Source organism: Vibrio frigidus (assembly GCF_042465995.1).
Taxonomy (GTDB): Bacteria; Pseudomonadota; Gammaproteobacteria; order Enterobacterales; family Vibrionaceae; genus Vibrio.
Window position 1 is genome coordinate 1 of sequence record NZ_JBCDMC010000084.1, and the last position, 247, is coordinate 247.

The window sequence follows — 247 nt, forward strand, 5'->3', positions numbered from 1 at the left end:
CTCGCAACCGCGACCGATAGCAATGTTACTTTCACTGAAACACAAGGCGTTCAAACGATTACCGGCGGGGACTTAACCGTTGCCGTTGTTCAAGGCAGTGACGATGTTGAATCTGTCACCTTTAATATCGCCGTTGAAAATAATGTGGCTTGGAACAGTTTAACCAGCAATAACGAACAGACTTCAGTGAAGGTGAGCGATGACGGCAAAACCGTTCTTGTTTATACGGGCAATGATAGCAACGACA

Annotated in this window: 1 protein-coding gene; it reads left to right on the forward strand. The window is 46.2% G+C overall.

Annotated elements, in window-relative coordinates; all coding sequences use genetic code 11:
• Positions 1-247: hypothetical protein (locus tag AACW90_RS23155; protein WP_390239403.1), on the forward strand; the 247-nt coding region annotated here is incomplete at both ends.